We start from the raw sequence: 10558 nt of genomic DNA, 5'->3' as shown, positions 1-10558 counted from the left end.
GCGTTAGCAGCATGGCCCACAGTACGCGGGGCGGCAGGCGGCTGCTGCCCGCGGGTGAGGATGGAGGCGCCGACGAGGACGGCAAGGGGCCGCTGCTCACTGCCGCCAGAAGAACACCGCCGCCATCACCAGCCCGGTAGCCACGATGCCCCAGCGGAGCACGTTGGCAGGCAGCTTGCGCGCTACGCGGGCACCGCCATACCCGCCTGCGGTGGCGGCCACCATCATCATCAGCGCCTGCGGCCACAGCACGATACCGCCCGCTGCGTAGATGGCCACCGCAATCGCGGTAAGCAGCGCAGAGACCAGGTTCTTCATGCCGTTCATGGCGTTGAGCTGGGTTTGCCCCAGCAGGCCGAAAAGTGCCAGCAGCAAGATGCCCAACCCGCCGTTGAAGTAGCCGCCATACCCCGCCACGGCCAGCATGCCCAGGGCCGCCTTCCACGGCGCGGCGGGGCCATGGGCCGACGCGCCGGCCCACTGGCGCAGCCGGGGCCCCAGTGCAAACAGCGCCGTGGCCGCCAGCAGCAGCCAGGGCACGACCTTGCGGAAGGTGGCATCGGGCGTGATCAGCAGGAGCGCCGCCCCGGCCGATCCGCCGATGAGGGCCAGCAACACCACTGCCCGCATGGACAGGCCAGGCGGTGGTTGCATGTCTTCCCGAAACCCCCAGGCCCCCGCCATGTAGCCCGGCAACAGCGCCACCGTGCCCGTGGCGTTGGCCACCACGGGCGGCACGCCGGTGAAGACGAGGGCAGGCAGGGTCAGAAAGCTGCCGCCTCCGGCAACGGCATTGAGGGCGCCGGCGACGAAGGCGGCGGTGACGAGCAGGGCGGTATCCAAAGTATCTCCTTGGCCGCAGTGTTGCGCGCGCGGCATTGCACCGATGTTAGGTGGAGATGCCGCGCTTTCGAGTCCGAATTGCGACCGTAAAAGGTGCGACTGCTTTGCGCGCGGCTGCGTTTTTCAGGTGGGCGATCCGCAGGCTCTTGGGGAAACCCTGCATCCGGTCAGGTTGCGTAGGGGTCTTCAAAACCCAGCTCGCGCAGGATGTCGGTCTCGTACGCCTCCATCTCCTCGGCGTCGGCCTCGCYGGTCTCGTGGTCCCAGCCCTGSGCRTGCAGCGTGCCGTGCACGAGCATGTGGGCGTAGTGTTCTTCCAGGCTCTTGTTCTGCTCCTTCGCCTCGCGCTCGATCACGGGGGCGCACAGCACCAGGTCGGCGGTCACCACGGGCTCCTGCGTGTAGTCGAAGGTGAGCACGTTGGTGGCGTAGTCCTTCTTGCGGTACTCGCGGTTGAGCTGCTGGCCTTCTTCAGCACCCACGATGCGCACGGTGATCTCCGCGTCGGTGGCCAGGGCGTGGCGGATCCAGCGCGTGACCTTGTGGCGGGGCAGCACAGCCCGGTGGGCGGCGGCTTCGTCAAACGCGCCAAACTGCAGCGACAGGGAGAGTTGGTTTAAAGACATTTGAGGTGTTTTAAGCTACCGGTGCCCAATTTATAAGCGTAAGTAGCTATCAAATTAGGAGTTCAGTCGCGGGTGCGGGCCGCTGCGGCACGGCGGGGGGCGTCGTAGGCGTCCACGATGCGGGCCACCAGCGGATGGCGCACCACRTCGGCGCTGGTGAAGTGSGTGATCGAGATGCCSTTSACGCGCYTSARYACGCGCTCGGCRTCGATSAGSCCGCTCAGGGTGCCTTTGGGCAGGTCGATCTGGCTSACGTCACCGGTCACCACGGCCTTGGCGCCAAAGCCAATGCGGGTGAGGAACATCTTCATCTGTTCGGGCGTGGTGTTCTGTGCCTCGTCGAGGATGACGAACGCGTTGTTCAGCGTGCGACCGCGCATGAAGGCCAGCGGCGCAATCTCGATGGCGTTGCGCTCGAAGGCCTTTTGCACCTTGTCATGCCCCATCAGTTCATACAGCGCGTCGTACAGCGGGCGCAGGTAGGGGTCCACCTTCTGCGCCAGATCGCCGGGCAAAAAGCCCAGGCGCTCTCCAGCCTCCACCGCCGGGCGGGTCAGCACGATCCGCTGCACGCTGCTGCGCTCCAATGCATCCACCGCACTGGCCACGGCGAGATACGTCTTGCCGGTGCCGGCAGGGCCGATGCCGAAGGTGATGTCGTGCGTGGCGATGTTCTGCAGGTACAGGTTCTGCGTGGGGGTGCGCCCGCGCAGGTCCGCGCGGCGGGTGTTGAGGATGATGGCGTCGTCCGGGGCCTCCAGCAGTTCGCTGTCGCCCGCCAGCATCAGCTGGATATAGTCCTCGCCAATGGGGCGCTCGGCCATCTCATACAGGGCCTGCAGCAGCTCCATCGCCTGCGTGGCCTTGGCCTTGGGGCCGTCGACCTTGAACTGCTCGTGCCGGTGCGCAATGCTCACCTGCAATGCCACCTCGATGGTGCGCAGGTGCGCATCGGCCGGGCCACACAGGTGGGTGAGCCGGGTGTTGTTGTGGGGGGTGAAGGTGTGGCGCAGGATCACGCGGATAATTCCAGTCAGGCAACGGAAAACAGCAAGAACGGCGGCGCGGCATGTCATGCCCGCGTCGTCAAAGGACATCAATGATAGGCAAATTGACCGGCACCCTGCTGGAGAAGAATCCCCCCGAGGTGCTGCTGGACTGCCACGGCGTGGGCTACGAAGTGAATGTGCCCATGAGCACGTTCTACAACCTGCCCGCCGTGGGAGAGCGTGTGAGCCTGCTGACACAGTTCATCGTGCGTGAGGATGCTCAGCTGCTGTACGGCTTTGCAACCGCCCCTGAGCGCCAGGCGTTTCGTGAGCTGATCAAGATCTCCGGCGTGGGACCACGCACTGCGCTGTCCATCCTGAGCGGGATGGGCGTGAGTGACCTGGCGCAGGCGATTTCGCTGCAGGAGGCGGGCCGTTTGGTGAAGGTGCCGGGCATTGGCAAAAAGACAGCCGAGCGTTTGCTGCTGGAGCTCAAGGGCAAGCTGGGTGCGGACATGGGTGCTGTGCGTGGCGCGGCCACCAGCGATGCGCAAGCCGACATTCTGCAGGCGCTGTTGGCTTTGGGCTACAGCGACAAGGAGGCGGCTGCGGCGCTCAAGGCGCTGCCAGCGGAGGTGGGGGTGAGTGACGGAATTAAGCTGGCGTTGAAGGCGTTGGCCCGCTGATAATCGCCCCGAAATGTTCGCCCCACAATGGTTTAGTGGTGACCCTTTTGAGGCTTGCAAGCGTGAGTCGTAGCGATTTCTAGGATGCAGACAATGAAAAAGTTTTCCGTAGTGCGTTGGGTACCCGCCCTCTTCTCGGCAGCAGCGCTGCTGGTGGCGTGTGGTGGTGGCACAGGTGACGCGGCACCTAACGCTCCGTTGCTGTCTCAGGTGGACAGCAGGGTTCAGCCTGTAGAAGCCGTGCAGGATGTTTCTCGAGTGAAGTCCCGCAGTGCCACTGCAGCGCCGTCAGCAGCTGTGGTCGCGTTGGAAGAACTGGCTACGGAAAAGACCCAGTCAGTGGACTCGGTGGGGCCACGGCTCGTGGGGCAAGGCCGTGATGTGGAGGCGACCAAGTCTGTGTCTGCGATGGGAGCTCTGTGGAAGTGGCGCAAAGCACCTGCGGGTGGCTTGGTTGCTGCGGTGAGCTTCAGCGCGGAAGGGGCCTATGGTTTGCGGCTGGGAGTGCTTGTTCAGCAGCTTCCGGGCAGCGCAGTGGTGCGCGTTTATACGCAGGCGGCGCCTGACAAGGTGTTCGAGATCTCCGGGCAGGAAATTCTCCAACTGATCGAGCGCAATCAGGCTGCGGGCGACCGTTCGGATGCTGCTCGCACGTGGTGGACACCTGATACCGGGGGCGGCGAGGCGACCTTGGAGGTGGAGTTGCCACCTGGTATTGCCGCGAGTACCTTGCAAATTTCGGTGCCCCAGCTGTCGCACATCTTCGCGAACTTGTCCGTACCCACCGAGCAGGAATACCAAGAACAAATTCAGCAGAATGCGAAAGCCATCGGCGATGCCGACACCTGTAACCTGGACGCCACTTGCTACAACGACGGCGCCAACGAACGCAATGCGGTCGCGCGCATGGTATTTGTTAAAGGAGCGAATGCCTACCTGTGCACAGGCACATTGCTCAACGATGGCAGCTCCAGTGGCAAGCCTTACTTCCTGAGTGCCAACCACTGTATTTCAGATCAGACCGTGGCTTCGTCCTTGCAGACGGACTGGTTCTTCCGTTCGTCGAGCTGTAACAGTGGTGCACTGCAGAGTTCGAGTACCAAGAAGGTAGGAGGGGCCAAACTTCTCTACGCCAGTGCCGATACCGATACATCGTTTCTCTTGCTCAACGACACACCTCCCGCAGGAGCGGTTTTTGCGGGGTGGGATGCATCTGCCGTGGCTGCAGGAGTCTCTACCATCGGTTTGCACCATCCCCGTGGCGACCTCCTTAAGTTGAGCTATGGGGCAGTGGTCGGCCAATCGACTTGCACCACGATCTCTGACACGCAATTTTCGTGTGGAGGGACCAGCGGTAACTACTACCGAGTTAACTGGAGCCAAGGCACTACCGAGGGGGGCAGCAGTGGTTCTGCGCTGTTCAGGAACGGCAAGGTGGTAGGCACCCTGTATGGAGGGAGTGCCATTTGTACCAACAAGTCGTCATCGGACTTCTATGGCCGTTTTGACGTGGCTTACAACGCTGCTTTGAAGAACTGGCTGGCATCGGCAGTCAGCAGTGGTCGCGCAGCTGTTTACCGGTTTTACAACAGCAAAACTGGCGCGCATTTCTACACGGCCAGTGCTGCCGAGCGGGATTTCGTGATTAAAACCTTCCCAGAGTTCGGATATGAAAATATCGCGTTCTACGCTTATCCGGATGCCAGCTCCGGCAAGGACCCCGTGTTTCGTTTCTACAACGCCACCAGCGGCGCACATTTTTACTCGGGCAGTGTGGAAGAGCGCGACTATGTGATCACTCATTTTCCTGAATATCGCTACGAGGTCGTCAGCTGGTATGCACAGAAGGGTGAGGGCAACGAGTCTTCTCCGATCTACCGTTTCTACAACGCAAAGACGCGAGCACACTTTTACACGATCAGTGCTGCTGAGCGCGACTTTGTGATTCAGGTCCACAAGGACTTTCAATATGAGGGCCCCATGTACTACGCATGGACTTCGCAGTGAGTTTGTGCCGCAGTATCTAAGGCGCAGACTCTCCCTGCTCACACAATGACCATCCAGACCGACGACTTCACCCCTGCCCCCGCCAAACGCGTCATCTCCGCAGTTCCCGTTTCCCCCCAAGAGGAGGCCATCGAACGTGCCCTGCGCCCCAAACTCTTGCAGGAGTATGTGGGCCAAGCCAAGGCCAGGGAGCAGTTGGAAATATTCATCGGTGCGGCGAGGAAGCGGGGTGAGGCGCTGGACCAYGTGCTGCTGTTCGGCCCGCCCGGCCTGGGCAAGACCACGCTGTCGCACATCATCGCGGCGGAGTTGGGCGTGAACCTGCGCCAGACCAGCGGCCCGGTGCTGGAAAAGCCCAAGGACCTGGCGGCGCTGCTGACCAACCTGGAAAAGAACGACGTTCTCTTCATCGACGAAATCCACCGCCTGTCACCCGTGGTGGAGGAAATCCTCTACCCTGCGCTGGAGGACTACCAGATCGACATCATGATCGGCGAGGGSCCGGCAGCGCGCAGCATCAAGCTSGACCTTCAGCCCTTCACCCTGGTGGGCGCCACCACSCGYGCSGGCATGCTSACCAAYCCGYTGCGCGACCGCTTCGGCATCGTGGCGCGGCTGGAGTTCTACACGGCCGAGGAGCTGGCGCGCATTGTCCAGCGCAGTGCCGGGTTGCTCCATGCACCGATGGATGAGGAGGGTGGCTTCGAGATCGCCCGCCGCTCGCGCGGCACACCGCGCATTGCCAACCGGCTGCTGCGCCGGGTGCGCGACTATGCAGAGGTCAAGGGCGATGGGCGCATTACCAAACCCATTGCCGACAAGGCGCTKGCSATGCTYGAYGTSGACCCGCARGGCTTYGACSTGATGGACCGCAAGCTGCTCGAAGCCGTGATCCACCGCTTCGATGGCGGCCCCGTGGGGCTGGACAACATCGCGGCCAGCATTGGCGAAGAGGCTGGCACCATCGAGGACGTGATCGAACCCTACCTGATCCAGCAGGGCTTCCTGCAGCGCACGCCGCGCGGGCGCATTGCCACGCTGGCGGCGTTCCGCCACCTGGGGGTTACGCCGCCGAAGGCGAGCGGGCAAGATCTGTTTGGGGTGTGAGGGGCGTGGCAGAGCTGGGCTCTGCGCGGGCTGTGCCCCGCAGCATGCCTGCCACGATCAGCGCCTGTGCAGCGTAATACGTCGCCAGCACCCAGACCTGCGCCATGGGTAGGGGCGTCACAAACCGGTTGGTGGCCAGCAGCGAGTCGCTGAGCATGAAAAACCCGGCGCCGATGGCGACACACAGCGAAGCGGCGTCGCGCAACACGGTGGCGCGGCCAATGGCCTGGGCCGCCATCAACGCAATCACCAGCACATAGGCTGCGACGGGCGCGCGGAGTGCAGGTGGCAGGCCACTCGTCCACAGAAAGGCGTACATGGCCGTGCCGATGCCCAGCGTGGCCGCTAGTGCACCCCGGTGCGGAAACCATGCCTGTCCACTTTTGAACAGCGCCACATAAAACAGATGCGCCACCAGAAAGCTCACCAGGCCGGGGATGAAGAAGCCCTGGAACATGAGGAACACATCCCCCGCCAATGACCCGCCCAGGGCAGCGATGAGCAAGGCCCATGGCGTTTTTGAGCCCAATGCACCCCTTGCGCTAGTCGAATATGCACTGGCAGCTATCAAAATAATAGCAATCGCCATGGTCAGCGGTTTGAACAGCCAATGCCATTGTGTGAACTCCAGCGCACTGGTGGCCGTGGCCAGTGCCGCGCTTTGCAGCATCAGCGCCATCAGCATGCCGATGCGCCCCTGCATCACCGCGCCCAGCGACCATTGCACTGTCAGCAGCACGGCGAACCAGACGGCGTTGTGCGCCAGCGGCGCCGTATCGGCCTGCCACAAAAAGGCCGCCACGCCCCCGAGCAGCAGCACAAACTGCACCAGTGCAAACCATTGCACGGCGCGCGACATCGGTGGGTGGTAGAGCGCCATCTGCGCCATGCTGAAGGCCGGCTTGGGAAAGCGCTCCGCCACGTCCGCAGGCCGCCAGCCCGGCGGCTTGATCCAGACCTTGAGCTTGTCGAGCCAGCTGCATGCGTGCCAGCTGTCGTGCGCCAGCCCGGCGTACACTTGGGCGTTGGCCCACAGCGGGTCCCAGCTGTTGAGCAGGCCGCGCGTGCCGTACACACATTTCTCCTGCGCGTCTTCATCCTTGAAGGTGCCAAACAGTCGGTCCCACAGGATCAGGATGCCGCCGTAGTTTTTGTCCAGATAGGCGTCGTTGACGGCATGGTGCACGCGGTGGTTGCTGGGGCTGCAGAACCAGCGGTCGAACCAGCCCAGGCGCCCCACCTGCTCGGTGTGCACCCAGAACTGGTAGAGCAGGTCAATCAGCGCCACGACGCCGAACACCAGCGGCGGAACGCCCGCCAGTGCCATGGGCACATAAAAGATCCAGCCCAGCAGCGCGCCCGAACTCGTCTGGCGCAGCGCGGTGCTGAGGTTGTAGTCCTGGCTCTGGTGGTGCACCGCGTGCGCGGCCCACAGCACCGCCGATTCATGCCCCATGCGGTGGAGCCAGTAGTAGCAGAAGTCGTAGAACACCAGCGCCAGCAGCCAGCCGGGCAGGCTGGCCCAGAACGCATCGTTGCGCCACAGCGCCACGTGCTCGAACAGGGCGGTGTAGATGCCAATGCGCAGCAGCCGCGTGAACACTGCGCTGGTCTGGCTCAGCATGCCCAGGCTGATGCTGCTGACGGCATCGGCCAGGCGGTAGGTGTTGCGCTGGCGCTTGAAGCCAATGGCCAGCTCAAGGGCGATCAGCAGGAAGAAGACGGGTGTGGCAAGGACGATGATCTGGCTGGGGCTCATGTTGCCGGATTGTGGTCCAGCAGCCAGCTCACACCGGGGCAGGTGAACCCCTATAGCGCCGGTGTTTAGAGGGCTGCGCCTATGTCAGCGCTCCCCGTGCATCCACCCGGATGATGCGCTCCACCGTGCCGGCCGCCAAACCGCCGCGCACGCCGATCAAAAAGTCATGCAGATTGACCGTGGGGTCGCAATGGCCAGGGATGAGCCAGAGCATGTGTCCCAGGCTGGGCAGGCGGGCATCGGGAGCGTCCGCGTAGAGCAAGCCATGCTCGTCGCCCCCGTTGGCATAGCGCAGGGTGCGGTCGGCGGGCAGCAGGGCCACCGTGGGCAGGCCGGAGTCAATGGCGTGGCTCTTGTGACCGGCGTCGCACACGGCGTGGGTGTCGCGCACCGACACCACCTGGGTCTTGACGTACAGCGCATGTTCAAACGCGGGCTGCGCAGGATCGCGTTCGTTGCGCGCGTAATCTGCGTCCATGAACAAAAACGAGCCCGCCTGCAACTCGCCAAACACGCCGCTGGCGGCCTCGTGAACCAGGGTGCCTGTGCCTGATCCGGTGATCAGCGGCACGGGCAGCCCGGCGGCTTCGATGAGCTGGCGCGTGTGATCCGCCGCGCGAACGACAGCGGCGATGGTCTCGCGCCGACCCACGCTGCTGGCCAGGTGCTGGGCGCGCCCATGGTAGGCCTGCAGCCCCGCAAACCGCAGGCGAGGGCTGCGCGACACGGCCAGCGCGAGAGGTACTGCGGCCTCGCCCGGCGGCACGCCGCAGCGGCCCTGGCCCACGTCGATCTCGACCAGCACATCAATGCCTGCGTCGCTGCCGTACTGCGCCATGGCTTCGGCCAGGCGTTCGATGCCGTCGATGTGGTCCACGGCCACGCCCAGGCGACCGCCGCGTGCCGCCAGCAGCGCCGCCAGCCGCGCCACGCGGTGCAGCTTGGGCATGGCAATGACCTGGTTGGTGATGGTGATGTCATCGACCCCGCCAGCGGCCAGCGCCTCGGCCTCAGCGACCTTCTGCACGCACACGCCCTGGGCGCCAGCGCGTTGCTGCAGCAACGCGAGTTCGGCGCTCTTGTGCAGCTTGGCATGGGGGCGCCAGCGCACGTGGTGCTTGCGCGCGAAGTCGGCCATGCGCTGGATGTTGCGGTCCATGGCATCCAGGTCCACCACCAGAGCGGGGGTGTCGATAGCGTCCACCCGCTGGCCGATGGTGGATTGCAATTCAGGCGTGGTTTTCATCGCGCAGGACAATCTGGTCAAGGTGTTGGGTGTCCGCCCAGCCGACGAGGGTGAGGCCGTCAGGCGTCCACAGCAGGCGGTTGATGGCGGCGTTGGAGAGTTGCCAGGTGCGCGGCGCCTGGATGTCCTGGCGCGTGGCCAGGCGGTACAGCACATCGAGCACGCCGCCGTGCGCCACCATCACCACCTGCTCGCCCACATGCTGCTGCGCCAGCGCGGTCACGGTGCGTTCGATGCGGTCACGCAAGGTGACAAGGGACTCGCCGCCCTCGGGCGTGTAGTGGGGGTCGCGCTTGCGCCAGCGCAATGCGTCCTCGGGCAGCTCGGCCTCGATCTCGGCAAACGTGCGGCCCTGGAAGTGCCCGAAGCTGCGTTCGCGCAATCCCGGCTCGGTCTTCAACGGGGCGCCTGTGGTGTGGGCCACGGCCTGGGCGGTGGCGTGCGCGCGTTGCAGGTCGCTGGAGTAGATGGTTGCAATCGGTTCGCCCACCAGGGCCTGGGCGACCTGGGCGGCCTGCCACAGGCCGGTGTCGTTGAGCGGAATGTCCAGGTGGCCCTGGATGCGGGTGTCCACGTTCCAGGCGGTTTCGCCGTGGCGGATGGCAACGATGCGGGTGGCGTGCATGCAATAGACTGGCGTAGAGGGAATCAGTGTGAGGGCGGAACCAATGGCAGGCGTACTTGCCGTGGCCCCTCGGGCGGCTTCGGAAAGCCGTTGAGCGCCGCGTCGAACAGCACGCCATAGACGGCCGGATCGCTCACCCACACATCTTCGTGCACGGCGGAGGTTTCGTACACGACGGCCTGGGTGCTGGCGTCGCGCATCACGATGCTGACCGCGCGGCGGTGCAGGGGCGTGGGCTCGCCAAAACGCCACATGCCATGCACCCCCCAGCCCCGTCCATGCCAGCCGCCCATGCCCCAGGGGCCGGGGCCGTAAGCGCCGTACGGGCGGAACGGGTCATAGCGCGGCACGGCGTCGGCCTGCACGCCCAGCTGCACCAGCAGACGGGGCGCAGCATCGTCGCGCTGCAGGCCCGCGCGGGCCAGGGCCTGCTCGGCCAGTGTGGTGATGGTGTCGAACGAAGGGGCCTGCTGCGAAGGCAGGCGCTCAATGCGGTACGTGGCAGGTGCGGGCACGGCCGCTAGCGCTGAGAAGCTCTGCACCTGGCCCTCCACCACGCGGGTGGTGCTGCAGCCTGCGAGCAGGGTGACGGTGAGGCCCAGGAGCAGGGCGGCAATCCATCGGCGTTGTGTCATGGTCAGAGTGTCCTGAAACAAGGATCTCCGTGAGA

Annotated in this window: 10 protein-coding genes; 3 read left to right on the top strand and 7 right to left on the bottom strand. The window is 64.4% G+C overall.

The features are described from left to right. Positions 1-96: 96 nt before the first annotated feature. The 3 genes from AC04MI_RS03055 to AC04MI_RS03045 all read right to left on the bottom strand — a co-directional run bounded on the left by AC04MI_RS03055 (position 97) and on the right by AC04MI_RS03045 (position 2488). Entirely contained in the window at positions 97-879 is a 783-nt protein-coding gene (locus tag AC04MI_RS03055) for a sulfite exporter TauE/SafE family protein (RefSeq protein WP_476497046.1), read from the bottom strand. A gap of 131 nt (positions 880-1010) precedes the next feature. After that, entirely contained in the window at positions 1011-1469 is a 459-nt protein-coding gene (ybeY, locus tag AC04MI_RS03050; RefSeq protein WP_476497045.1) for an rRNA maturation RNase YbeY, read from the bottom strand. 62 nt (positions 1470-1531) lie between these two features. Further along, positions 1532-2488, bottom strand: a complete 957-nt coding sequence (locus AC04MI_RS03045; RefSeq protein ID WP_476497044.1) for a PhoH family protein — start codon at positions 2486-2488, stop codon at positions 1532-1534. Between the two features lie 80 nt (positions 2489-2568). On the opposite strand from AC04MI_RS03045, the gene ruvA reads away from it, so the two are divergent. From ruvA to ruvB, 3 genes are all read left to right on the top strand, one after another. Beyond that, positions 2569-3144: a Holliday junction branch migration protein RuvA gene (ruvA, locus tag AC04MI_RS03040; protein ID WP_116748819.1), complete on the top strand. Its 576-nt coding sequence runs from the start codon at positions 2569-2571 to the stop codon at positions 3142-3144. Positions 3145-3237: 93 nt separating this feature from the next. After that, positions 3238-5151, top strand: coding sequence for a trypsin-like peptidase domain-containing protein (locus tag AC04MI_RS03035; protein ID WP_436078327.1), 1914 nt, complete (start codon positions 3238-3240; stop codon positions 5149-5151). A gap of 45 nt (positions 5152-5196) precedes the next feature. Beyond that, a complete protein-coding gene (ruvB, locus tag AC04MI_RS03030; RefSeq protein WP_476497042.1) occupies positions 5197-6258 on the top strand; it encodes a Holliday junction branch migration DNA helicase RuvB in 1062 nt (353 codons plus the stop codon). Here the strand turns inward: ruvB and AC04MI_RS03025 are convergent. The 4 genes from AC04MI_RS03025 to AC04MI_RS03010 all read right to left on the bottom strand — a co-directional run bounded on the left by AC04MI_RS03025 (position 6215) and on the right by AC04MI_RS03010 (position 10523). Then, on the bottom strand, positions 6215-8017 hold the full coding sequence (locus tag AC04MI_RS03025) for a lysoplasmalogenase family protein (RefSeq protein WP_436078328.1): 1803 nt from the start codon (positions 8015-8017) through the stop codon (positions 6215-6217). The two genes, ruvB and AC04MI_RS03025, sit on opposite strands and share 44 nt — an antisense overlap. 79 nt (positions 8018-8096) lie before the next feature. Then, positions 8097-9263, bottom strand: coding sequence for a DSD1 family PLP-dependent enzyme (locus tag AC04MI_RS03020; RefSeq protein ID WP_099731351.1), 1167 nt, complete (start codon positions 9261-9263; stop codon positions 8097-8099). Beyond that, complete coding sequence (locus tag AC04MI_RS03015) at positions 9247-9888, bottom strand: histidine phosphatase family protein (protein WP_436078329.1); 642 nt, start codon at positions 9886-9888, stop codon at positions 9247-9249. Before AC04MI_RS03015 ends, AC04MI_RS03020 begins: the two co-directional genes overlap by 17 nt. A 23-nt stretch (positions 9889-9911) precedes the next feature. Further along, on the bottom strand, positions 9912-10523 hold the full coding sequence (locus tag AC04MI_RS03010) for a DUF4136 domain-containing protein (protein WP_436078330.1): 612 nt from the start codon (positions 10521-10523) through the stop codon (positions 9912-9914). Positions 10524-10558 lie beyond the last annotated feature (35 nt).

Source organism: Acidovorax sp. LjRoot204 (assembly GCF_056175785.1).
The sequence above is the reverse complement of the archived record's forward strand: the minus strand, read 5'-3'. Positions and strand labels throughout refer to the sequence as shown.